At 62.0% G+C, this 23,875-nt stretch carries 21 protein-coding genes; 7 read left to right on the top strand and 14 right to left on the bottom strand.

The genetic code is table 11. The annotated features are described in order from the left end of the window. Positions 1–8: 8 nt before the first annotated feature. The 5 genes from ACNO8S_RS18015 to ACNO8S_RS17995 form a co-directional block, all read right to left on the bottom strand. Positions 9–998 (bottom strand): DMT family transporter, encoded by a 990-nt coding sequence (locus ACNO8S_RS18015; RefSeq protein ID WP_014031267.1) that lies wholly within the window; start codon positions 996–998, stop codon positions 9–11. 276 nt (positions 999–1,274) lie between these two features. Then, positions 1,275–1,544 (bottom strand): DUF7571 family protein, encoded by a 270-nt coding sequence (locus tag ACNO8S_RS18010; protein WP_005532887.1) that lies wholly within the window; start codon positions 1,542–1,544, stop codon positions 1,275–1,277. A 125-nt stretch (positions 1,545–1,669) separates the two neighbouring features. Next, entirely contained in the window at positions 1,670–2,287 is a 618-nt protein-coding gene (locus ACNO8S_RS18005; protein ID WP_014031268.1) for a class I SAM-dependent methyltransferase, read from the bottom strand. A 134-nt stretch (positions 2,288–2,421) separates the two neighbouring features. Next, positions 2,422–2,700, bottom strand: coding sequence for an SHOCT domain-containing protein (locus ACNO8S_RS18000; RefSeq protein WP_225306822.1), 279 nt, complete (start codon positions 2,698–2,700; stop codon positions 2,422–2,424). A 154-nt stretch (positions 2,701–2,854) separates the two neighbouring features. Next, entirely contained in the window at positions 2,855–3,289 is a 435-nt protein-coding gene (locus tag ACNO8S_RS17995) for a pyridoxamine 5'-phosphate oxidase family protein (protein WP_050038415.1), read from the bottom strand. A 102-nt stretch (positions 3,290–3,391) separates the two neighbouring features. Here ACNO8S_RS17995 and ACNO8S_RS17990 point away from each other — a divergent pair, with 102 nt between their 5' ends. After that, positions 3,392–5,227, top strand: a complete 1,836-nt coding sequence (locus ACNO8S_RS17990; protein WP_420182910.1) for a bacteriohemerythrin — start codon at positions 3,392–3,394, stop codon at positions 5,225–5,227. 68 nt (positions 5,228–5,295) lie between these two features. Here the strand turns inward: ACNO8S_RS17990 and ACNO8S_RS17985 are convergent, their stop codons facing one another. Next, complete coding sequence (locus ACNO8S_RS17985; protein ID WP_014031272.1) at positions 5,296–5,526, bottom strand: hypothetical protein; 231 nt, start codon at positions 5,524–5,526, stop codon at positions 5,296–5,298. A gap of 92 nt (positions 5,527–5,618) precedes the next feature. On the opposite strand from ACNO8S_RS17985, the gene ACNO8S_RS17980 reads away from it, so the two are divergent. Beyond that, positions 5,619–6,389, top strand: coding sequence for a hypothetical protein (locus ACNO8S_RS17980; RefSeq protein ID WP_146417873.1), 771 nt, complete (start codon positions 5,619–5,621; stop codon positions 6,387–6,389). A gap of 214 nt (positions 6,390–6,603) precedes the next feature. On the opposite strand, the gene ACNO8S_RS17975 is transcribed toward ACNO8S_RS17980, so the two are convergent. From ACNO8S_RS17975 to ACNO8S_RS17965, 3 genes are all read right to left on the bottom strand, one after another. Further along, positions 6,604–7,452, bottom strand: coding sequence for a hypothetical protein (locus ACNO8S_RS17975; RefSeq protein ID WP_014031274.1), 849 nt, complete (start codon positions 7,450–7,452; stop codon positions 6,604–6,606). Positions 7,453–7,539: 87 nt separating this feature from the next. After that, the gene (locus ACNO8S_RS17970; protein WP_014031275.1) at positions 7,540–8,466 is read right to left on the bottom strand and encodes a hypothetical protein; all 927 of its coding nucleotides are present in this window, start codon (positions 8,464–8,466) and stop codon (positions 7,540–7,542) included. Positions 8,467–8,759: 293 nt separating this feature from the next. Further along, positions 8,760–10,058, bottom strand: a complete 1,299-nt coding sequence (locus tag ACNO8S_RS17965) for an amidohydrolase family protein (protein WP_420182909.1) — start codon at positions 10,056–10,058, stop codon at positions 8,760–8,762. A 142-nt stretch (positions 10,059–10,200) separates the two neighbouring features. Here ACNO8S_RS17965 and ACNO8S_RS17960 point away from each other — a divergent pair, with 142 nt between their 5' ends. Further along, complete coding sequence (locus ACNO8S_RS17960; RefSeq protein ID WP_420182908.1) at positions 10,201–11,544, top strand: dihydroorotase; 1,344 nt, start codon at positions 10,201–10,203, stop codon at positions 11,542–11,544. A 160-nt stretch (positions 11,545–11,704) separates the two neighbouring features. Then, entirely contained in the window at positions 11,705–12,964 is a 1,260-nt protein-coding gene (thrC, locus tag ACNO8S_RS17955) for a threonine synthase (protein WP_151104088.1), read from the top strand. Between the two features lie 48 nt (positions 12,965–13,012). Here the strand turns inward: thrC and ACNO8S_RS17950 are convergent, their stop codons facing one another. The 4 genes from ACNO8S_RS17950 to ACNO8S_RS17935 form a co-directional block, all read right to left on the bottom strand. Further along, the gene (locus ACNO8S_RS17950) at positions 13,013–14,047 is read right to left on the bottom strand and encodes an LLM class flavin-dependent oxidoreductase (RefSeq protein WP_420182907.1); all 1,035 of its coding nucleotides are present in this window, start codon (positions 14,045–14,047) and stop codon (positions 13,013–13,015) included. A 100-nt stretch (positions 14,048–14,147) separates the two neighbouring features. Next, positions 14,148–15,140 carry an ABC transporter permease gene (locus ACNO8S_RS17945; RefSeq protein ID WP_420182906.1) on the bottom strand — a complete coding sequence of 331 codons (993 nt, stop codon included), beginning with the start codon at positions 15,138–15,140 and terminating at the stop codon, positions 14,148–14,150. Continuing rightward, the gene (locus ACNO8S_RS17940) at positions 15,140–16,240 is read right to left on the bottom strand and encodes an ABC transporter permease (RefSeq protein WP_014031281.1); all 1,101 of its coding nucleotides are present in this window, start codon (positions 16,238–16,240) and stop codon (positions 15,140–15,142) included. Before ACNO8S_RS17940 ends, ACNO8S_RS17945 begins: the two co-directional genes overlap by 1 nt. Then, on the bottom strand, positions 16,240–17,904 hold the full coding sequence (locus ACNO8S_RS17935) for an ABC transporter ATP-binding protein (RefSeq protein ID WP_420182905.1): 1,665 nt from the start codon (positions 17,902–17,904) through the stop codon (positions 16,240–16,242). Before ACNO8S_RS17935 ends, ACNO8S_RS17940 begins: the two co-directional genes overlap by 1 nt. 307 nt (positions 17,905–18,211) lie before the next feature. On the opposite strand from ACNO8S_RS17935, the gene ACNO8S_RS17930 reads away from it, so the two are divergent. Then, positions 18,212–19,363 (top strand): BMP family ABC transporter substrate-binding protein, encoded by a 1,152-nt coding sequence (locus ACNO8S_RS17930; RefSeq protein WP_420182904.1) that lies wholly within the window; start codon positions 18,212–18,214, stop codon positions 19,361–19,363. 195 nt (positions 19,364–19,558) lie between these two features. After that, positions 19,559–20,686, top strand: a complete 1,128-nt coding sequence (locus ACNO8S_RS17925; protein ID WP_151104083.1) for a BMP family ABC transporter substrate-binding protein — start codon at positions 19,559–19,561, stop codon at positions 20,684–20,686. A 74-nt stretch (positions 20,687–20,760) separates the two neighbouring features. On the opposite strand, the gene ACNO8S_RS17920 is transcribed toward ACNO8S_RS17925, so the two are convergent. Then, entirely contained in the window at positions 20,761–22,476 is a 1,716-nt protein-coding gene (locus ACNO8S_RS17920; protein WP_151104082.1) for an N-acyl-D-amino-acid deacylase family protein, read from the bottom strand. Between the two features lie 149 nt (positions 22,477–22,625). Between ACNO8S_RS17920 and ACNO8S_RS17915 the strand changes: the two genes are divergently transcribed. Beyond that, on the top strand, positions 22,626–23,858 hold the full coding sequence (locus ACNO8S_RS17915; protein WP_151104081.1) for a Zn-dependent hydrolase: 1,233 nt from the start codon (positions 22,626–22,628) through the stop codon (positions 23,856–23,858). Positions 23,859–23,875: the final 17 nt, after the last annotated feature.

Genomic DNA, 23,875 nt, shown 5'->3' with positions numbered 1-23,875 from the left:
AATCCGTATCAGTCCTGCGTCGAGTACGCGTTTCCGCTGACGACGACGCAGTCGTCCCGTGGAGCCTGTGTTCGATGGGGCGGCGAACCAGTGTGACGGCGGCGTAACGACCGAAGCACGTCGGCTTTCACCCACGCGAAGCCGACCACGATGACGGCGAAGCCGGTGACGGTAACCGGGCCGAGTGTTTCACCGAGCAGGAGCCAGCCGCTGATGGCCGTCACTGCCGGAACCACGTAGGAGACCAGGCTGGTTTCAGCGGCCCCGACTGTGCTGATCAGCCGGAAGTAAAGGAGGAACCCAATCGCGCTGGCGACGATGCCGAGGTACGCGATTGCCGCTAGCTGTTCGAGCCCGACTGTGACTGTTCCGAGCCGTTCCGAGGGCAGCCCCGCGCTGACGGCGTGCAGGATGCCCGCCCCGAGCAGGGTCATCCAGGCCTGCAGACTCACAAGCGGGAGCGAACTGGTGTAGCGTTCGGTCAGGACTGCCCCGACGGCGAAGGCCACAGCCGAACTGATGAGCAGGGCAACGCCGAGCAGTCGGCCGCCGACCGCTCCCGGCGTGGGATTTGCGATGATAACCACGCCGATGAATCCACAGACGGTACCGATGAGTTCGTGCGGACGGGCCCTGTAGCTCGGTATCAGCGTCGATGCGAACGCCGGCGTCACAACCGGCGTGAGACTAAGCAGGATCGCGCCGAAGGAACTCGGGACGTACTGCTGTCCGAGAAACAGGAGCGCGAAGTGTGCGCCGATGAGGACGGTGCCGCCGATGAGAATCAGTGACCAGTCATCGCGGGTCTGTGGGCGCAGTGACCGGCCGCGCCAGAGAGCATAACCGAGCAGTACAACCGCAGCGATGTCGTGTCGGACAGCTGCCAGCAGCACCGGCGGAACGCCTTCGAGACCAGTCTTGATCGCCACAAAGGAAAGTCCCCAGATGAGTGCGAGCGCAGCAAACAGCAAGCCAATATGTCGTGTCGAGCGTGTCATTCCAGTAGAGACCTACCGTATGTGCTGGAGGAGTATGAAGCTTCTATCGCCACTGTGACGCACACACACGGCTTCTGTCGGCGAATCCGACGTTCAGAAATTATGGCAGATAGTGCGTGTCCACAGTACAATTGCGGTCACTTGTACCGAGACGTATTGTTCTACTCGGGTACGGAACACAGAAGTCGTATTCAGGTGCGACCGTGTCCTCAGTTCGCGGTCAGGTGTGTCAAAAAAGGCTGATGCCCACATCGGCAGCCCGGCTGATGACCCAGGTCAGGTCGACATCGTGTCGAAGTGCCAGCCCGGGTCAGTCCCGGTTTCGTCGATGTGCTCGGACCGGCACGCCGGACAGCAGTCGGGGACAGCGGTTTCGGACCGGGGGACGTACACCGCGCCGTCACACTCCACACAGGCGTCCGCGACGACGGTCACGCAGTCCGCACAGAGATTGAAGTCGTCGACTGTGAGGTCTCGCAGGGGTTCGAGTTGTTTGTCCAAGAGGTACTCGTCGATAGCCGCCTGACAGTTTTGGCACAGTTGCATAGCGATCCAACTTGACGCATGATACCGTGACACAAATAGTTGCTGCCCGGTTATCGATCCTGAAGTTACCGGCGGGTGGCGATCCGACGACAGAACCGGCGAAAAGTGATACATAGCGGTGCGGGCTACGGCGCACGGAACACGCGAATGGTGTCCCGAGACGTCGGTTCCCGAATGAGTTGTGCGAACCCTAGTTCTGAAAATACTTGCTTCCAGTTGCGGTGATACAGCGGGAAGTCGTCGTCGACGTAGCTCACGTCAGTGTCTTCGCGTCCACGTTGGGGACTGTTGCCCTCGTTTTCGGCGATTACGAGGAGGTCCCCTGCGATGCGAGCGATCTCCTCGAACACCCACGCGTCGTCGGGGTGAATGTGCTGGAGCGTCTCGACCGAGTAGACGACATCGAAGGCGTCATCCTCGAACTCGGTAACGATGTCCTCAAGCGCTCCGGTGTGGAATGTCCCCGAATCCGCGAGCCGAGGGTAGTGTTCGGCCATCACGTCGAAGGATTCGTCGTTGATGTCGATACCAGTGAGGTTCCCGTACCCGTTGGTCTGGAGGTGTGCCAGATGGCGGCCCGAGCCACACCCCAGTTCGATGATCCGGGCGTCATCGTGGACGTAGTGGTCGAGCACGTTGACCAGCGTCTCACTCACTTCGTTCGGTCCGAGTTCAGCGTAGTACGCCGGCGAGAACTTCCCGGAGCGGGAGGCCCAGTCGTCGCGAACGTCGTCCGGGTCCATACCCACCGTACACCGTTGCGGAATAAATGTACCACGAAGTGTGTCAGGCGGGCCGCGGACGCAGTCAGGGAGTCATAAGTCACGGATGAGTGTCCCACCAGACGGACAGATGATGAAACTGCCAGTGTCGTGGCCTATGACTCGTGCTGGAGCAACCGGTCGGCCCGTGTTTCAAGCTCCGCCTCGTCGATCTCGCCCGACGCGTACTGCTGTTTGAGGGTCTCGAGTGAATCCGGTTCAGCGGTCGCCTCGCGCTGTAACTGCACGTACAGCAGGACACCGATCGCCACAACAGCGATGATGAACGCTGCGAGCAGCAGCCACCAGCCGCCTGGGGCCATGCCCATGCCCGTCGCCCCACCGTGGGGTCCCATCGGTCCGTGCTGGAGTAGCGCAGTTGTTGGCGGTAGCATCTGGTACACCTCTGTTTGTATCTACGGGGTTCAAGCCATAATTACGTGCGTTAGTTCCCACAGGCTGAGAACACGAAGCGGGCCGAACAGCGGTGAATACAGCGCTGAGAGGGAGGTCTGTAACCGGTGGTGTCCGTGGGTCGCGACACCAGTTTCACCCGACTCGGAATTCTCGTCCGTACCAGTCGTCGATTCGGAGTTCGTACGGCGTCGTCGTCGATGTGTCGTCCCAGCTGACTGGATTCGGGGCGAACTGTGTGTTGCTGGCCAGCGAGGCGAGGGCTGGCTCTACCTCGTCATATGTCGCCTCTACCAGCTCACCCGTAACCACGACGCTTCGCCACACGGATTTGGGTTCTGTCTCTTCGTACACGGTGAACCCGACGGTGGCGTCAGCCGTCAGATAGCGGTGTTTCTGGCTCTCGTCGCTCTCTGAAAGGTGAAACGCCAGGCTATCGGTCGCCGGGTCGTACCCGAAGGCGACCGGGACCGGATACGGAGCCGCCTCCGTCGGGCTGGACAGTGCCAGCACGCCGATTCCGTTGTCAGTGAGGACGTCGACAACCGTTTCGTCACGTAATTCTCGCATCCCGACTGCGATGTTAACTGGAAACTACTTGGGATGCAGACCGCATTTTCACTCGATGGGAACGTGAGAGTTACTTTTCAAATAATGGGTAACAGAACAGGTATGGGCACAGACTCGACGGGGGAGTTTGCCGAGTGGGACGAAGAACGGTACAGCACAAATATCGAACGGTTCGATGAGCAGCACAAGCGCCTGTTCGGGCTGCTGAACGACCTCCATACGGCGATGAACGAGGGCCACTCCGAGGAGGAAGTCGGTGACATCCTCCGGGAACTCGAACGCTACACGGAGTACCATTTCGGTGACGAAGAGGAGTTCATGCAGAACTGTGGCTACGCCATGGACTGCAGCGACTGTTTCTACAATCACCGCGAAATGCACGAGGAGTTCGCTGGAAAAGTACAAGAGCTCCGCGAGAAACACGAGAACGGGGAGTACGTCACGATGGAGGTCCTGACAGTCGCCCGGGACTGGCTCGATGCGCATATCGCCGCCGGCGACGAGGACCAGAACTACGCTGACTACTTCCAGAGCGAAGTCAGCGACGACTACGAGTACGAACCCGGACAGCTGTATCAGGACCGAACAACGTCGGAGGACCACGTGCCAGTTGACCGGCAGCCCGAAGACGCCGGCGTGCGCCTCGACAGCGACGTCTACGACGGTGGCTCGCTTTCGGTTCCGGAGGGGTCGGTCGCGGCCTGGTTCGAAGACATCGTTTCGGACCACGGGGACCGGACCGCGGCGCTCGTCCGGGACGACGGCGAGTTCGTCGAACGGAGTTTCGAGGAGATGGCCGAGCGGGCGAAGGCGGTCGCGGGCGGACTCCTCTCGACGGAACTGCGTCCCGGGGATCGACTGGCCATCAGAGCCCAGTCCCAGTACGAGTGGTCCGTGCTCGACCTGGCCTGTCATTTCGCCGGACTCGTCCCGGTCGCACTCTACCCGTCTGCGAGCAACGACCGAGCAGCCCAGATCATCGAGCGGACCGGCGCGACCGGACTCGTGGCAGCGGGAGACGAGGCCGGGGACCTCTCGATGGCCGTCGAAACCGTGCTCGACTTCGAGGCGCTACCGACTGCTGAGGCGAGAGTGCTCCCCGGCCTGCAGACTGACGGTGACGAGGTTGCGACAGTCGCGTTCGACGTGGCATCCCCTGCGGAGAAGGCCGGCTGCGCGCTGACACACCGGAATCTACTGGCGGCAGCAGAGAGTCTCCGGGAGGAGCTTCCCACCGGCCCCGGCGCGACCGGGACGTGTTCGCTCCCGCTGGCACACATCTATCAGCGCGTCTCGACGTACTACCTCTGGGCGACCGGGAGCGCCGTCGCCTACCTCGGGGCCGAGGAGTTCGTCGACCAACTCGCGGCCGTCAAGCCGGACGTGCTCGTCGGTGTCCCGAAGATGTACCAGCAGCTCTACGGGACGATACAGGACCGTCTCGGCGACATGGGCTGGATGAAGCGGAAGGTCGGCGGTCGAGTGGCATCCTACGGGCAGGGTATCGTCGAGGGGCGGGGAACACCGCTGAAGTACAGGGCCGCCAAGCGACTCGTCTACAAGCCGTTGCGACGAGAGACAGGGTTATCAAACCTCACCTACGCCCTCTCCGGGACAGGCCGGCTGGACGATCATCTGCTGTACTTCTTCCGGGGGCTGGGCGTTCCGATATGCGAACTATACGGCTCCGTCGGAACAACCGGTGTCGGCGCGCTGAATCCGGCTGCGTCCTTCGTTGAGGAGTCAATCGGCGACCCAATGCCGGGCGTGGAAATCGCTGTCTCGGAAAGCAGGGAGATACTGGTCCGTGGCCCGACTGTCCTCGGTGGGTTCCTCGACGGCGACCAGACTGGCGCACAGACGCTCCGGGACGACTGGTATCACACCGGCGAAGTCGGTGAGGTGGGGCCAGACGGGGAACTGTCGCTCGCCGAGTGAGCATATCGGGTGAGCGGTGAACAGCCCTGTTTACCGTACAGTCGATCGAGGTCGTAGTTCGAGTCGGGTCAGACGAGCCGAGACCCGAGTGCGACGAGTGGCACGAGAACGACTAGGTACGCGGCCGCCGAAATCGCCCAGTCGCGTCGGATAGCCGCTATTCGAGCCGACGGCAGTCGGGACCGCGGGAGCACGACGAAAACGAAGAAGCCGACCATCAGGATATAGAGGACAGCAGCGGCGACCACTGTTGCCAGTATCGACTGCCCGCCCACGAGCCCTTCGCTGGTGAGAAGCATCCAGACGAACAGCGGACCAGTCAGCCAGCCAGCGATGTGATACCGATTTGTTGGGTGCGAAAGCCTGTGAGGCCGTACGCCGTAGTGACGCTATGCGCACACAGGACGCGGGACACCGAGCGGCAGCAGTCGCCGCCATCGCTGACCGGGATTACCGTCGCGCTGGTGACGAGTACACGCGGGCCGGGTGGCGTGTTCTTTCGGACCCGAGGGAAGGCATCGAGCCGTTCAGTGCCGACGAGAAGGGATGGGTCGGTGACGGTCTCCAGTACCTCGCGACGAGCGCGGTCTGCTACCGCGTCGCCGGAGCGGACACGCGCGCCACCCGCCGCGGCGTTGAGGGAGTCGCCGTGGCCAAGGATTTGACCAACGGGCTCGAACACCCCGTTCAGCACGCCTGCCTCAAGGAGTTCGTCGGAGACTTCCGAACAGTCGCAGGACTCGACGATGTCGAGGCGGCGTACCGCGAAGCTGAATCGGCCTACAAGGACGCTGGCAGTGCTGTCGACAACCCGCAAGCGTGGGGGACGACGCCGCTGTTCGAGGCCGCTGCGACCCTCATCCAGCAAGTCGCTCGTGGCCCTGCCAACGGCGAAATCGCTCTTCCCTGGGAAGACCTCCACGGCACGGACCCGGACGAGCCCGGCAGGTTCCTCGCACAGCGGGCCGTCGTCAAACGGCAACGGTTCCCCAGCCTCGTCCAGCAAGTGATTACCGACGGATTCCTTGCCGCCCCTCGCGGGACGACAGAGTACGACACTGACCACCACCGCTGCCCGCACTGTGGCTCGACAGATGTGAACTGGGTCGCAGAGAGTGTCGTCTGTCTACGGTGTTCCCGTCCGACGGCCGAGACAAACTAATACACAGCATCTGTTTCCAGAATAGGTCAAAATGTCGGTATTGTGTATCCGTATTTCGACTTTTCAATATTAAAAGCGCCCTATAAAAAGCCATCTGGAGTCTGTGTTATCCGATTTGACAGCAGCACCCCTATCACAGGCAGATCCGGAGTTACTCAGTCTAGTAAGAATAGAGGATTAGAGAGAAGAGGTCCAGACAGGCTGAGCCCACTGGTCACGTTGTCGGTTCGGTCGACTCGGGCAGTGACGCCGAGTCGGTGCGTGCTTCGAGCAGTAGTCGCCGATTAACGATGTGATCGACGACAGCAGTGCTGTCGAGAATTTCCGTCTCACCGTCGTGGGTATCCGGGTCGCCGGCGTACCGCCGTATCTTGAACGAGTCCATCGCGTTCCGGTTCTCCGAGACTGGTTCGATAACTTCGAGGTACTCGTCGGTGGTGGTGTTACGATAGGTCTCTCCCGTGGCAAAACCGACAACAGGGACATCCACAGGCCACTCCCACGAGAACTGCCGGAGATACTGGTCGAACTGCCAGACGAGGTGCGCCGGGTCGAGATCGTCGTCGAGCGCTCCCACGGCGGCCGAGTCGAGTGTCCGGTCCCAGTAGTCGACGACGCAGTCCTTGAGATCGTCTTGCAGACAGTCCTCGACCAGCTTCTGCTCGATGGGATAGCCGATTTCGATGGCAACGATGGCGTGTCGGTCGAGATGGGTGAGACAGCGCTGGCATTCGATCTCGAACACGGACAGGCCGAGTGGGTTATCCGCAGTCAAGTGCGCCAGTTCGTTCCCGCAACTGGGACACCAGAGAAACAACACCCCGTTGTCTGCACCGGACAACTCGCCGAGCACAGTCAGGTCATCAAACGCGGTGTCGGGATCGTTCGTCAGGGAGTCGGACTCCGACTCCGGAACGGCCTCTGCGGCATCGTCCGCGTATTTGGCCAGCTTTCGGTCTTTCAGCAGCGACTTGATAACCGAATCGTGCGAGGAGTGAGACTCCGTATCACGTATCTTCTCTATCTGTTCTTTCGTCCAATCTCGTACGCGTATAGTTGCCATTTATCACACATTCAAACCGGGCTACAAAAACATTTTCCTTTTATAATGAAGGTTAATCTTCGCGCACAACCACCACGTAGAGATCAGTTACCGACTGGCAGCAGTGATACGCCGCTTGATTTCGGCGTTCGAGACACGTATCTGGGTAGCTGCCAGCCGATGGGTGACGAGGTCGAGGAGGTCCAGTTCCGACAGTAATCTCCGGGCGTGTGTCTGGCTCAAATCGAGACGCTGGGTCACCTCGTCCAGTGAGGTGGACTGGGTAACAGTCTGTGCGAGGTCGGCCACAGTCACGTCCTGAGAGATACCGATTCCATCCGCGACGAGATTGTCGTCGCTGTCCTGTGAGTCCGCCTCAGCGAGCAGGTCGGCGACAGATCTGGCCCCCAGTCCGTCCGGTTCTTCGGGTTGGCTGTTGTCGGCCACCCTGTCCTCAGAAGGGTCCGACTCGACCGGGGAGCTGGCGTCGGTGTCGGTATCCGAATCTGTCTGCATGTCCGCAAGGCTGAGTCCGCCTGCCTGTGGCGTCGTGTCGGTCGGGTCGTGGATATCATACTCCACCATATATCGGCGCACAGTTTCGGAAGTCACGTCGGCGTCAAGCGCTTCGGTCATCTCCGGGAACGTATCGCAGGCCTCGTAAGCCGCCTGAAGTGCCTCGGGGTCCTTGTATGCTGGCACGGAATCCGACTGCGAGAGGGTCTCTGCCAGTTCATTGGACGTGCCCCCTTGATCGTCTGATGGTACTGGTATGTCAGTTCCGACAGGGACGGTAACCGTCACGTCAATCTCAACCCGCTTATCGGTCAAATCGAAGCCCTCAGCCTCGACAGATACGTCGTCGTGTATCGATACGCCACCGAATACCGGCGTCGCGAGTGTCAGGTCAGCACTGATTTCGTCGTTATCCGCTGTCGTCTGGCCCCTGACTGAGACCGATTTGACCTCAGTATCAGACGAATCTAGGCATTCGAGTACCTGCGTGAAAGTCTCAAAGGCGTCACTAACTACCATGTGACATTCACGCTCACAGACCCACTATTACATACGGGAACCGGAAAAAATTGCGATGGCACACGAAATAGACAGATTCGGCCCATCAACGATGCTACAGTCAAAATACCGTGTGTACAGAATGTGCACATCTACGGTGAAATCGAGATATCGTCCGTTTTTACACCCTAAGAGTGTTATTCTTTCGTGCCCGAAAAGGTGGCTCTCCGCAATTCGCAGAAGAAGTGGATATACACCCTTAGAGTGTATATATTTGCGGCAGTCGAACAGGTGTCATTCACAGCCGGTAACTCCTACAACCGTTCCCAGAGTTCTGCACTCGCATCGCCGACGGCGGTCATGTCCGAATCATCGACTCCAGTGACGCCCGATTGCTGGTCGTACACAGTCTCCCCATCGATAATCGTCCGGGTAACGTCCGCACGGCTTGCAGCGCTGACGACGTAGTAGGGTGCACTCCCGTCTAACACTGGATTCGGACCCAAGTCCAGTGTCACGAAATCACCGCGTTTACCGACCTCGATACTGCCGACAGCGTCGTCCATCCCCAGCACTGCCGCGCTGCCGATTGTCGCCCATGCGAGGGCAGTTGCCATGTCGAAGCCGCTCGGGTTGCGCTGCTTGAGTTTGTGGATACCGACGGCCGAACGCATAGTCTCGAACATATCCGGGTCCCACCCGTCGTCACCGAGTCCGATTGTCATCTCGTTGGCTTGCATCGTTTCGACGTCAGCGATACCGACGGCGTTGTTGATGTTGGAATATGGGTTGTGTGCGACGTTGACGTCGTTTTCGGCGAGGATTTCGATTTCGGACTCGGTGGAATGGACGCAGTGGGCGGCGATGATTTCGGCGTCGAAAAAGCCCATGTCTTCGAGCGCTGGCACCGGTCGTTTCCCGTAGTCGGCGATGGATTCGTGAACGTCGACCAGCCCCTCTTCGAGGTGTATCTGGATCGGGCGGTCGTGGTCGGTAGCCCGGTCGACACACTCCTCGACGATGTCCGCAGTGTTGGTAAACAGCGTGTGGAGGCAGTAGTGACCGGAGACGGAGTCGTACTCGTCTTCCGCTTCGTCGATGAATCGCTGATTCTCCGCGATGCCGTCTCTGGCCTGGGACTCGGAGTTTCGGGCCGTCGTCTCGAAGGCGATCATCCCGCGGATCGGCGTCTGTGCGACGCCCGCTGCGACGGCGTCGAGGCTGCCCGGCAGCGTGTTTGGCCCGGAGTAGTTGTCACAGAAGGTTGTGACGCCGCTCTGAAGCATCTCGGCACAGGACCCCAGTGCGGACAGGCGAGCGTCACGCTCGGTAAACGCCTCGTCGACGTTCCACCAGATATCGACGAGCGCTTCGTAGAAACTCTCTGGTGAGGCAGCGAGCGGCGCACCGCGAATCGGGAGCGCGTACATGTGAGTGTGGCAGTTCACCAGTCCCGGGATGACGACCTCGTCAGTGGCGTCGACCACGTCAGCACCGGACACGTAGCCGTCCTCGATAGCGACGATCTCATCGTCCTCGACAACGACGTGTACCTCCGACCGGACCGTGCGCCCACCGTCCATCGTGATGAGCGTCCCTGCGTTCAGTATCACAGGTTGGGCGATACCGGCAACCGACTAAAAGCTACTCCGCCCCAGAACGGCCTTAGCGGCCATTCTCTCACAAGCCGTGTGTGGGCCGGATGTGGCGTCTCACACACTAACTGTTTTGGTCGTTCGCCCTGCCCGTACTGGCATGACAGATGTTCACATCAAAGACGCACAGGTGGTGACGGCGTCGGGCATCCAGCACGGTGAGATTGCGATTTCCGACGGAACGATAGACGCCGCTGGTCCGGCGTCGTCGGTCCCGACTCCCAGTGACCCGGATACCGTCATCGACGCGGACGGCATGGTCGCGCTCCCGGGCGCTATCGACGTGCACACCCACATGCACGACGACGAACTGTTTCCGGATGGAATCGACTTCGCGTCTCAGACTGCGAGTGCGGTCGCCGGCGGAGTGACGACGGTCATCGAGTTGCCGACGCAGACACCCGTCACGACTCCCGAAGCAATGCAGGAGAAAGCAGCGGCGTGCTCGGCGCTCGCACACGTCGATTTCGGCCTTGTCGCGGGCAATGTTCAGGACCCCGATATCGACGTGGCCGGCATCGTGGACGCCGGAACGGCGGATTTCAAGACGTTCACCGCCGACCCGTATCTGGCGAGCGACGCGTCCATCGCCCGGCTCATGCGGCGCGTCGGCGATGCCGGGGGAACAGTTCGCGTCCACTGTGAGACGCAGGGACTGCTCGACGACGCGCGGTCGGCTATCGACGGCGACGAGCCCGAGGTGTACATGGACTCACGGCCGCTCGAAGCCGAGCTAGACGCGATTTCTCGGGCGGGCTACTTCGCGGAGTACGCCGATTGTCCACTGCACGTCGTCCACATCTCCAGCGGGAGCGGCGCGCGGGAGGGCGACCGCTTCAAATCGCGAGCGAACGTTCCGGTCACGCTCGAAACCTGTCCGCAGTATCTCGCCTTCTCGAAGGGAGACGTTGCTGAACACGGGCCGTTCCTGAAAGTCAACCCTAGCCTCAAATCCGACGCCGAGCGGGAGCGGCTCTGGGATGCGGTTCAGGACGGGACGATCGACCTCATCGGCACGGACCACTTCCCGACGTACCGCGAAACTCGGGATGTCGGCTGGGATGACATCTGGGAGCCATACGCCGGCCTCCCGGGCGTCGAGACGATGGTCGAGTTCCTCGTCAGCGAGGGCGTCCACGAGGATCGGATTTCGTGGCCGCGACTACGTGAACTCGTGTGTGCGGCACCGGCCCAGAACGCTGGCATCTATCCCAAGAAAGGCTCACTGCAAGTCGGAACGGACGCGGACGTGATGCTCGTCCGGACCGAGGAGTACGAGGTCACCGCCGACGGCCTCACGTTCGTCGGTGGCTGGACGCCGTACGAGGGACAGCAGTGGAGCGCGCGCGTAGATACGGTCGTCGCCGGCGGTGAGGTCGTCGCGAAGGACCACGAGGTCCAGTCAACGGCGGGCCGTGGCCAGTTCTTGGACCGCCCGCTGTAGCGGTTTTGGTCTCCATTGACCTGATAGATGGTTCACAAATGGATGTGTGGCGTGTGCTGGCCGTGTGTGAACATGTGTCAGCCACGACAGAGGAGGTTCACCTCACAATCGAGTTAAAGCCGCAGTACGGTTTTATACCCAGTTGTACTCAGGGAGTAGTATGGGCATGACGCAAGTCACAACCCTCGAGTGTACACTCTGCGGGGTGGAGTACGACCCGAACCAGATCATCTACACCTGTCCCGAACACGAGGGCGTAAAGGGAATTCTCGAAGTGACATACGACTACGATGCTATCGACGACGCGTTCGATGGCGACCTCGGCGGGCCGATATCGAGCCAGTGGAAGTACGAGGCGTTTCTGCCAGTCGCAGCGGACGCCGATGTCGTGACGCTCAACGAGGGCGGGACCGACCTCTTCGACGCACCGAACCTCAGCGATGCCCTGGGGGTCGAAACGCTTGTCAAAGACGACGGACGGAACCCGACGGGGTGTTTCAAGGACCGCGCCAGCGCTATCGCTGTCACGAAGGCCAAACACGCCGGTCGAGACATCATCACCTGCGCCTCGACCGGGAACGCCGCCGCGTCGCTGTCGGGCTATGCCGCCCGCGGGGGGATGGACTGTCGAATCTTCGTCCCCGGTGACGCTCCGACAGGCAAGCTCGCACAGCCGCTCGTCTACGGTGCGGACGTCCTCGCTGTCAACGGCAGCTACGACGAAGCCTACGACCTCAGCGTCGAAGTGACCGAGAAGTACGGCTGGTACAACCGCAACGCGGCCATCAATCCGTTCCAGGTCGAGGGCAAGCGGACGGTTGGTCACGAACTCGCCGACCAGTCGATTGCTCGCGGACACGTCCCGGACTGGGTCGTGTTCTCGATGGGCGACGGCTGTACGATCGCCGGGGCCTGGAAGGGGTTCAAGGAGTTCTACGACCTCGGCTACGTCGACGACCACCCCCAGATGCTGGGCGTCCAGGCCGACGGTGCGTCGGCCATCCACGACGCCTTCCACGACCACGACGATATCGACGATATCGCCGAAACGCTGGCCGACTCAATCGCGGTCGGGCGGCCGCGGAACACGCTCAAGGCCTGCCGCGCGCTGGAACAGAGCGGCGGAACGAGCGTGCTGGTCTCCGACGACGAGATTCTGGCGGCAGAGAAACTGCTTGGCAGCACCGAGGGAATCTACTCCGAGCCAGCGGGCGCGACGCCCGTCGCCGGCGTCCGAACCGCACTCGACCGTGGGATCATCGAACAGGACGAAACCGTCGTCGTGGTGTCCACTGGCTTCGGACTAAAAGACACGAAAAGCGCCGAGAAGGCGACCGGTGAAGTGGATCGAATCGACCCCGACATCGCGGAGGTCGAAGGCCTGTACGGCACGGCCGAGGAAGCCGCGGCCGACGATTGAGCAGGCCGAAAAGGGATATCGTCACCTATCGAGTCGGCGGCCAGCGACCTACAGGTAGCCGTCCGCGAACTCGTCGATCATCAACCGCCGGTCCTCGCCAAGCGGATAGAGAATCGGGCACTGGCAGCCAGTTTCCGCGTACTCCCGGACTTTTTCTCGGCACTGTTCGGGCGTCCCGCTGGCGGTGAGTTTGTGAACTACGTCGTCCGGAATGAGGTGCATCCCCTCTTTGATGTCGTCCTTGTCGGCCGGCCACCCGCCGATAGTTTCGCCCACCTCGTCGATGAGGTCCTGGCTGACACCGCTGGCTTTCATAATGTGGGGCTGTTGTCCGAGATACTGCGTGATGAGTTCGCGGGCGTTGTCCAGGGCCTTCTCCTGGTCATGGTCCATCGAGCAGACGACTAACTGGGGCCGGTCGATGTCGTCGAGCGAGCGGTCGCCTCGTTCTGCCCCGGTCTCCAGCGCGTCGAGGGCCTTCTCGTTGTACTCCGGGCTGACGAGGTAGTTCAGCAGCGCGCCGTCGGCGAAGTGACCAGTGAGTTCCAGCATCTTGAACCCGGTTCCGCCGACGTAGACCGGGACGGTCCGCGGCCCGTCGTCGCCGTGGACCACGTCCAGTTCCACGTCCCGCATCTGGACGAACTCCCCGTCGTAGGTGACGTTCTCCATGTCCAGCAAATCCTGTGTCACCTCGACGCACTCCCGCATCGCCCGCAGTGCGCCGCTGCGGTCGATGCCGACTTTCTCAGCCAGTGGGTCCCACCAGGCCCCGATACCGCACATGATGCGGTCCGGACCGGCGAGTTCTTCGAGCGTGCTCATCGACTGCGCGATCAGCGCCGCGTTGCGCGTCCAGTTGTTGATGACACCCGTCCCAAGTTTGATATCGTCGGTGACCGCGGCGTACGCGCCGAGCGGGGACACGGCGTCGCGTGCCAGCCGCGATTCGGCTTGCCAGATCTCGTCGATCCCCTGCTCCTCCGCGTACTGCACGAGTTCCACGTTCGCTTCCAGCGAGTGTTTGTCCTGCAAGTAGATCCCGACACGGTCGCCTCTCTCGAAGACCTGATTGGCGCTCATGAGACATCCTGAATTCTTCGAATGCCGATAAATAGATTTGGCAACACACACGGTCTGTGGCAGGTGTGGCCGCTCGTTTCGGCCCGTACCCGACTATCCGTTAATCCGTCTCGCGGCTGTAGGACTGCAACAGCGCCGAGGGAACCGCGAGCTGGTCGCTCTTGGTCCGGATGACGGCGTAAACCAGTACGAGAATCGTCGCCAGATACGGGTACGTCCCCATGATCTGTGGGTTCATGAGGAACTCGACGACGGGGTTGATGACCCCGGCGAGCGGCGCGTCAGGACCCACCGTCAGCGAGATGGACTGCGAGCGAATGCGGAGCGCGTCGAGCAGGCCGAACAGATACGCTCCCACGAGCATCCGGCGGGGCCGCCACTGTGCGAAGATAACCAGCGCGACGGCGATCCAGCCCCGGCCCGCGGTCATGCCGGGCACCCAGAGCTGTGAGAACGCCAGCGAGAGGTGTGCCCCAGCCGCGCCGGCGAACCCGCCGCCGATGAGTACCGCGAGATACCGCAGTCTGAACACGGACACGCCCATCGTGTCCGCCATCTCGGGGTCTTCGCCGACGGCTATCATTTCCAGCCCGAGATTCGAATGGTGCAGGAAGTACCAAACCACGACCAGCAGGCCGAGTGCGAGGTAGTCCGTCGCCGTGCTCCGGAAAAAGGCCTCACCGATGACCGGGATATCGACGAGGTACTGTCCGACGAGCGGGAGCGTCATTTGTGGGAAGCCGTCGATTGATTCCTCGACCCAGCCAGAGCCGAAGAACGTCGTCAGACCGCCCCCCAGCAGCGTCAGCATGACGCCGCTGATGACCTGGTTCGACTTCAGCGTGATACAGAGGAACGCGTGGACCAGCGCAAGCACCATCCCGAGGAGGATGCCGACGCCGAATCCGAGCCAATGGCTCCCCGTCACGACGGTAGTGATGAACCCGCCGAGCGCGCCGACGAGCATCATGCCCTCGACGCCGAGGTTGAGGACGCCCGCCCGCTCGCTGAGGAGTTCCCCCGTCCCGGCCAGCAGGAGCACGGTCGCCGCCTGAACGGTGGCATCGAGCAGCCCGGCGATGAAGCTCACCATCAGTCGTCACCCCGCTGTGGCTGGGCCGGCGTCTCCGCTGGCCCGCGTTTTACGTCGATACCGACACGGTAGCTCTTGAAGAACTCCGCAGTGATCAGAAAGAGGATGACAAGCGCTTGGATGATCTCGACCAGCGCCGCGGGCACGCCAAAGGCCACTTCCATGCTCGACCCGCCGACGAACAGCACGGCGAAGAACAGCCCCGCGAGCAGCACTTTGAGCGCGCTGTTGCGGCCGAGCAGCGCGATCGGAATGGCGGTGAAGCCGTATCCGGGTTCGAACCCGGCGCGGTAGCGACCCTGTGCGCCGGCGATTTCACTGATGCCGCCCATGGCCGCGAACGCACCGCCAACGACGAACACCAGGAGGTAGACGTAGAACTTGCTCATCCCCGCCTGCTGTGCGGCCGCATCGTTCGAGCCGACGAACGTGATTTCGAACCCGAGTCGCGTTCGCGTCATCAGGACGTAGGTCACCACGACCATACAGACGGCGACCAGTAAGCCGGCGTGGACCCCGCTGACCAGTTCCGGAATCGTCGCGGCCTCGGAGAACCGCTCGGACTGCGGGAAGTTCCCGGTCCCGCCCTGCATCGGTCCCCGGAGCAAGTAGCTCTGGATTTCGAGGGCGACGAACGTCAGCAGTAGCGAGGTGATGATCTCGTTGACGTCCCACTTCGCACGCAGGTACGCCGGGATGCCCGCCCAGATACCGCCGGCCACGGCTGCGGCGACGAACATCAGCGGGACCAGTGCGAGCCCCGGAAGCGAGACGTTCAGCCCGATCCAGGTCCCGGCGAGTGCACCGGCGACGAGCTGTCCCTCGGCACCGATGTTGAACAGTCCCGCTTTCAGCGGGAGATACACCGCCAGTCCCGTGAGAATCAGCGGCACCGCTTTCGTCAGCGTCTCGGTGAGGCCGAACTCGGTAAAGAGCGTGTCGACGAACATCGTCGCGTACGCCGCGACGGGATTTACATCGAGGACGACCAGCGCGACGGCGCTCACCGCCAGCGCGGCCAGTACGGTGAACACGGGCGTCCCGTAGGCAAGCCAGGCGGGAATCTCCTCGCGTGCGTCGACGTTGACTGCGACATTCATCAGCTCTCACTCTCCTGTGTGGCCACGGACTGAGGCGGCGACGAAGCCGTCTCACTGGCGTCGTCCCCACCTCCGCCGGTCATCTCCAGACCGATCCGTTCCCGGTCGGCCTCGGCCGGTGTCGTTTCGTAGACGAACTCGCCCTCGTACACGACGAGAATTCTGTCGCTCAAGTCGAAAATCTCGTCCAGGTCTTCAGAGAGCAGGATAATACCCGTGCCCGCCTTGCGCTGTTCGAGCAGTGTCTCCCTGATGAACTCGATTGCCCCGACGTCGACGCCACGGGTCGGTTGGTTCGCGATGAGCAGATCGGGGTCGCGGTAGATTTCCCTGGCCAGGATGAGCTTCTGGAGGTTCCCACCGGAGAGGTCGCCGGCGTTGGTCTCGGTGACGTCGCTGACACCGCGGACATCGAACTCCTCGACCAGCGTCTCGGCGTACTTCCGGAGTTCCCCGTAGTCCAAAAACGGCCGGTCGCCGAACCGGCCGTCCCTGAAGTCTTTCATCGTGGCGTTGTGCATCACCGAGAGTTCCTCGGCACAGCCGTACTGGAGTCGGTCCTCGGGGACGAACGAGACGCCGCTGTCGACGAACGTCTTCGGTTTCGCGCCAGTGATGTCCTCGCCGTTGACCACTAACTCGCCGGCTGTCACGTCACGGATGCCGGCCAGGACCTCGGCCAGTTCCTTCTGGCCGTTACCGCTTACGCCCGCAATACCGACGATTTCGCCCTGCCGAACCGTCAGGTCGATACCGGAGAGAGCTTCGATATCTCGGTTATCGGTGGCCTCAACCCCGCGTGCGCGCAGAACCGGCTCACCGAGGTCGACAGCGTCCCTGTCGATTTCGAACAGCACTTCGCGGCCGACCATCATCTCCGCGAGGTCTGCCCGGGAGACTGACGACACCTCGGCGGTGCCGACGTTTTCTCCCTCCCGGAGAACCGTTACGCGGTCGACGATGGCGTCGACCTCGGTGAGCTTGTGCGTAATGAAGATTATCGAGAGTCCCTCGTCAGTCAGCCGTTCGAGCGAGTCGAAGAGCCGCTCGGCCTCGGTCGGCGTAAGGACTGCTGTGGGTTCATCGAGAATCAGGAGGTCGACATCCCGGTACAGCGCCTTGAGTATCTCGACGCGCTGTTGCTGGCCGACATCGAGTTCCCAGATCTTTGCGCTCACGTCGATGTCGAACCCGTACTGATCCGCCAGGTCCTGAATCCGCTGCTCGGGGACGTCGAGACCGAGCGAGAACTGGCCGGCGAGCGACTGGACGAGACTGTTGTTCCGGACCGCCGCCGGGAGCCAGCTGTCCTCGGCATCGCTGCGAAACGCTGTGGCCGGTTCACGTTCACCGAGCACGACGTTCTCGGCGACGGTCAGGCGTGGTATCAGCATGAAGTGCTGGTGGACCATCCCGATCCCGGCGTCGATAGCGTCCTGTGGCGACTCCAGGTCGAGCCGCTCGCCGTCGAGATAGATATCGCCGTGGTCCTGAGAGTAGAGCCCGTACAGAATCTTCATCAGCGTGCTTTTTCCCGCGCCGTTTTCACCGAGGAGGCCGTGGATTTCCCCGCGCTCGACGGAGAGGTTGACGTGGTCGTTGGCGACGACCCCAGGGAACTCCTTCAGAATCCCCTCCATCCTGAGCGTGGTGTGTTCGGACATGCTCTCTGATCTTGGCCGGGTATCAACAATGTAGTGGCATAATTGTTTCCAAAGGTAGCCATATTCGCCGTCCAGAACGGGAAATGCCGGACATTTGCCAAGTATCAGTTGTTATGTGTTAGCGTCCGTTGTCGACGTCCATCCAGTCTGTCGTGACAGCCAGTAGGATAGACATATGCTGCAGATAATCACCATATACGTATGATAGATTTGGTTTTGTGGCACATATATTGATAATAGGGTAGAAAAAGCTGCACGAACGGGACAATTTAAGTGATTGTTTCTGCAATGGGAATCCGGATAGTGAATGGTTGACAAGAAACACGCCAAATCGAGACGGGAGCTACTGACAGCACTTGGGGCAGCAGGAATTACCGGACTCGCCGGTTGTAGCGGTGGTGATGACGGAGGCGATGGCGAAGCAGCCACCGACACCGCCGATGGCGGGGCTGCTGACGGGACCACAACCGGTAGTGACGGCGGGTCCGGAACGGATTCGGTCACGGCCGCCTGGGTGTACAACTCGGAGGTCGGGGACCTCGGCTGGTCCTGGGCCCACAACGAGGGTCGGGAGGCGGTCGCAGAAGAATACGACTGGCTGAAGACGGAGTACACCGAGGCTGTCGCCCCCGCTGATTCCGAGCGGGTGTTCGAACAGTACGCACAGGGTGACGCCGACATCATCTTCGGCTGTACGTTCGAGTACCAGGACCCGATGGCGGCCGTGGCGGAGCAGTACCCCGACACGTACTTCGAACACAACACCGGCTACCTGACGATGGAGAACATGGGCCGGTACATGGGCCGGATCTATCAGCCTCGATATCTCGCCGGACAGGCCGCCGGTACCGTCACGGAGACAGATACGCTGGGATACGTGGCGGCGTTCCCGATTCCCGAGGTCATCCGTGGCATCAACGCCTACGCGCTCGGGGCCGCGTCTGTCAACGACAGCGCGACGCTGAAGGTCAGATGGACGAACTCCTGGTTCGACCCGCCGACCGAAAGCGAGGCGGCGAACGCCCTGCTGGACGAGGACGTCGACGTGATGGCCCAGCACCAGGACTCCCCCGCCGCGCTCCGAGCGGCCTCCGATGCGGGTATCTGGGCGACTGGCTACGACGCTCCCATGGGCGACATCGCCGGCGAGAACTATCTCACCTCCCCGATCTGGCACTGGGAAGAGTTCTACGGCCCGACAATCGAGTCTGTCAGGGACGGAACCTGGGAGTCCGACGCGTACTGGGAGGGAATCGATTCAGGCATCTGTAGTCTTGACGACTGGGGGCCGGACGTGCCCCAGGAAGCGAAAGACACCGTCTCGGAGTCACGGTCGGCGATACTCGACGGGGATCTGGATGTCTGGGCCGACTCGGCGTTCGAAGGCGAGAGCGACGAATTCCTCTTCCAGCAGATGAGCAGTTACGTCGACGCTGTCGAGGGGGAGGTCCCGAACTGATTCTGCCACCGGCACACAGCTGACGTACTCATCTGCAGTTGCTGGGGCCTTTCAGACGGCTGTGACCACGGTCGTAGTAGTATCGAGCCACGAAGACGATTTTCGGTCACGTTCACGCAAATATATTTGTTCGCTGTAAGATCAAAGATGGTATCTCTTAAGTAGGAGTTTTCGCTACGTCTACTCAGTTCAGTAATGGTGAATACCAACCGAACGATATCGCGGCGGGAGATGCTGGGTGCCCTCGGGGCGTCAGGGGTAACCGCGCTAGCCGGCTGTAGTGGTGGCGACAGCGGGAGCGACGACGGTGATTCGACTGATGGCACTACGACCGGTAGCGACGAAGGCTCCGGGTCAGACTCGGTGACTGCTGCTTGGGTGTACATCTCGGAGGTCGGCGACCTCGGCTGGTCCCATGCACACGACGAGGGGCGGAAGGCGGTCGACGAGAAATACGACTGGCTGGAAACCGAGTACACGGAGGCTGTCGCGCCTGAAGACTCGGAGCGCGTTTTCGAGCAGTACGCGCAGGGTGACGCCGACATCGTCTTCGGGACGACGTTTGGCTACCAGGACCCGATGTTCACCATCGCGGAACAGTACCCCGACACGTACTTCGAGCACGCGACCGGCTATCGCACCCGAGAGAACATGGGGCGGTACATGGGCCGGATTTACCAGCCCCGGTATCTGGCCGGTCAGGCAGCCGGAATGGTGACCGAGAACAACACTATCGGCTACGTCGCCGCCTTCCCGATTCCCGAAGTCATCCGCTCGATCAACGCGATGGCGCTCGGCGCGCGGTCGGTGAACCCGGACGCGACATTCAAAATCCGGTGGGTCAACGCGTGGTTCGACCCCCAGACCTCAAAGCAGGCGGCCAACTCGCTTATCGATGAAGGGTGTGACGTCATCTCGCAAGAGCAGGACTCCCCTGCTCCGGTCAGGGCCGCCAACGAGGCGGACGTGTGGGCCTCCGGCTACAACGCGCCGATGGGCGAGTTCGGCGGCGACAACTACCTCATCTCCCCGGTGTGGAACTGGGAAGAGGTGTACGACCCGACCATCTCCGCGGTCCGGGACGGAACCTGGGAATCCGATGCCTTCTGGGGCGGCATGGAGACGAACCTCCCCGCACTCGACGAGTGGGGGCCGGAGGTTCCACAGGAAGTCAAAGACACCGTGGCGGAAACGGAAGAAGAGATCGTCAACGGCGAACTCGACGTCTGGGCCGGCTCCGAGTTCGAGGGTGAGAGCGACGAATTCCTGTTCCAGGAGATGAACAGTTTCGTCGACGCCGTCGACGCCGAAGTGCCGGAGTAAGGAAGCCCGGTTCGGCGTTTTTCAGCTCGACACCGCCGCACCGATAGCGAGCAGTCGAGCCGGTCAGTCACCGGTTAGTCGTCGCCAGTGCGGTCGAGTTCGGGACGGGTCGCACCACCCCACTCCTCATAGGAGCGAAGCACGTCGCCGTTTCGCTCCCCGGTCAGTTCGCCGTCCCGGACCGCAACCTGGCCGCCGACGAGGACGTACGCCATTCCATCGGAGAACTGAAACGGGTCCTCGTAGGTCGCGTTCGCCGACACCGAGTCGAGGTCGAAGGCCACGAGGTCCGCGACGTACCCCTCGCGGACGTACCCGCGGTCCCTGAGACCGAGGATATCGGCCGGATGTCCCGCGGCCTTGTACGCCATCAGTTCCGGCGAGAGCACGTCCCGCTCACGAACGTACCGTTCGAGAATGCGACTGAACGCCCCGATAGCCCGCGGGTGGGGTTTCCCGCCAAAGATACCGTCCGTACAGAACGTGCCGCGGTCGTCCGCGAGGAACCGCTCGATGTCTTCCTCGGCCATCACGAAGTCGGCCATCGTCACGTCCAGTTCTTCGGCGACGAGCAGGTCACACATCGCGTCGACCGGGTCGCGCCCGGTTTCGGCGGCGATATCCCCGATAGTATCACCCTGATAGCGGCCGCTCCCAGTCCGCGTCACGAGGATATTGTCCCACGATCCAGCGGCGTACGCGAGATTCTCCCAGTCACCCGGCTGGGAGATGTCAGCGGCGATACGGTCCCGGACTGCCGCGGAGTTGAGACGGTGACGGATGGCCTCCGAATCGCCCTGCCGTGCCCACGGCGGCAACAGCGCGGTGAGCATCGTCGACCCGGCCGTGTAGGGGTACTGGTCGAAGGTGACCCGCTGGCCCCGGGCGGCGGCATCGTCGAACAGGTCGAGCACGGCCTCGGAATCCCCCCAGTTCTGCTGGCCGCCGACCTTGAGATGTGAGACGTGGGCGTGACAGCCGCCGCGCCGACAGATGTCGAGATATCGGTCGATAGATTCGACCACGCGGTCCGTCTCGTTCCAGACGTGGGAGATCATGAACGAGTCGCGCTTGGCGAGGGTATCCGCAAGCGCCACCAGTTCGTCGTCGCGGGCGTACGAACTCGGGGGGTATATCATCCCTTTGGACATGCCGAACGCGCCTTCTTCAAGCGCTACTTCGAGTTCCTGTCGAATCGCATCGAGTTCACCGGGCGCTGTGTCGTGGTCGGACGTTGGTCTGTCCAGCCGTCGACTGGTGACTGGCCCGGCGGCGACGACGTGTTCACCGCCGAGCGGGCGGTCCTCGAACCCGGCCAACATCGACCTGATGTTGCCATGGGGGGCGTAGTACGCGCAGTTGACAGCGGGCTCGACGGATTCGAGCGCCGCGAGGTAGCCGTCAACGGTGTGCCAGGGCCACGTTTCGCCGAGCGTGCCGTCGAGTGATTTGACCCGTTGTGCCCATTCGTCGGTGAGGTTCGGTGGCACCGGGGCGACGCTGACCCCGTCCTGGCCGAGGACTTCCGTCGTGATACCCTGCGTCAGTTTCTCCTCCGCATCGGGATGCTCGAACAGTCGGAGCTCGGAATGCGCGTGCATATCGATGAACCCCGGCGCGAGATACGACCCGTCGAGGTCGACCACGCGGTCGGCGTCGAGGGGGGCCTCGCTGATTGTTTCGATTCGGCCGTCGGCGACACGCACGCTCGCAGTGAACGAGGGGCGACCGCTCCCGTCCAGCACCCGCGCGTCTCTGAACGCGATGGACGCGGCACTCAGCTCGGTCATGTCTGCTGACTCGCGGAACGGTCGTTTGGCTCTTTCGGTGGTCTCAACCGTGTGTGACAGGGGGCGAGCGCGTGCCACACCGTGTCTGTCGATCTGTGTGGGGCCACCCCGACACAATCTTCAAGACGACACCGCGGAACAGCTACGCAATGCCATCCGTCAGTCTCGACAGCGAGCGGTTCAGACAGCGCTTCGATACGTTCAACAAAATCGGCGCGACAGAACGGGGCGGCGTGAACAGACCGAGCCTGTCCGACGCGAACAAGACGGCCCGCGACACGCTTGTCGAGTGGTTCCGCGAGGCCGGACTGGAAGTCCGTATCGACACGATGGGCAACATCTTCGGTCGGCGAGAGGGGACGGAGGAGGACGCCGCACCGGTCCTGTTCGGGTCACACATCGACAGCCAGTACAACGGCGGGCGGTACGACGGCGTTATCGGCGTCCTCGGTGGATTGGAAGTCATCGAGGCGTTCAACGACGCCGGCGTGACGACCGAACGTCCACTGGAGGTCGTTGCCTGGAGCAACGAGGAGGGCGTGCGCTTCCAGCCGGACATGCTCGGCAGCGGCGTCTACTGCGACGTGTTCGACCTCGACTACGCCTACGCGCGCGAAGACAAGGACGGAAAGCGGTTCGGAGAGGAGCTCGAACGCATCGGCTACAAGGGCGAAACACCCTGTGAAGCCGATGATATCCACTGCTACTTTGAGATGCACGTCGAGCAGGGGCCGTTTCTCGAACAGCAGGACATCCCCGTCGCCGCTGTCGAGGGCGTGTTCGGCTTTGCCTGGCTGAACGTCACCTTCGAGGGGCAGGCCAACCACGCCGGACCGACGCCGATGGATATGCGCCACGATGCCTTCGTGGCGACGGCGGACGTAACCCGCGCGGTCCGACGGATCACGGCGACCGAGGGAACGGACCTCGTCGGCACGGTCGGCAGCGTCGACGTCTGGCCGAACGCCATCAACGTCATCCCCGAACGCGTAGAGTTCACGCTCGATTTCCGCTCGTACGACGATGCCGTGGTCGACGCGGCCGTCAACCAGATAAGGGAGGAAGTCGCCCACGCGGCCGAGCGCGAAGGGCTCGAATACGAGATCGAGGAGATAATGCGAGTCGACGCGGACCCGTTCGACCAGGACTGCATCGACACGGTCGTCGAGGCCGCCGAAACGGTCGGCTGTGAGTACATGCGACTGGTTAGCGGCGCGGGCCACGACGCGAACTACCTCAACAAGATAACCCCGACGAGCATGATTTTCGTCCCGAGCGTCGACGGGATCAGCCACCGCGAGAGCGAGTTCACCGAGTGGGACGACATCGTCACCGGGACAGAGGTACTGCTGAACGCCGTGCAGGCGAAGGCCGCCGAGTGATTAGTTCCGTTCTCGGA

The organism is Haloarcula sp. KBTZ06 (assembly GCF_048595605.1).
Classification (GTDB): domain Archaea; phylum Halobacteriota; class Halobacteria; order Halobacteriales; family Haloarculaceae; genus Haloarcula; species Haloarcula hispanica.
This window is presented reverse-complemented; position numbering and strand designations above follow the sequence as displayed.